The organism is Rhizobium ecuadorense (assembly GCF_001187535.1).
GTDB lineage: Bacteria > Pseudomonadota > Alphaproteobacteria > Rhizobiales > Rhizobiaceae > Rhizobium > Rhizobium ecuadorense.
Window position 1 is genome coordinate 1 of sequence record NZ_LFIO01000050.1, and the last position, 206, is coordinate 206.

General features: G+C 52.9%; 1 protein-coding gene. It reads right to left on the reverse strand.

The genetic code is table 11. The annotated features are described in order from the left end of the window. The coding region (locus tag AF337_RS02425; protein WP_193393561.1) for a dihydrodipicolinate synthase family protein at nt 1-170 on the reverse strand (170 nt) is incomplete at its 3' end. Nucleotides 171-206: the final 36 nt, after the last annotated feature.

Consider the following 206-nt stretch of genomic DNA (forward strand, 5'->3'; position numbering starts at 1 on the left):
TCGGGGTCCAGCGAGTTGTTCTCGCCACATGTGCCCATGACGATCAGTCCATTGACGCCATCGTTTACAAGCGCGTCCTGGACGCGCTGGGTCGAGGGCAAATCAACGGAAAGATCTTCGTTGAACTGTGTCGTTACGGCGGGAAATACGCCCTTCCATCCTGTGGTCATTGATCGAGCCTCGTTGAAATTAGTTGCCTTATATAC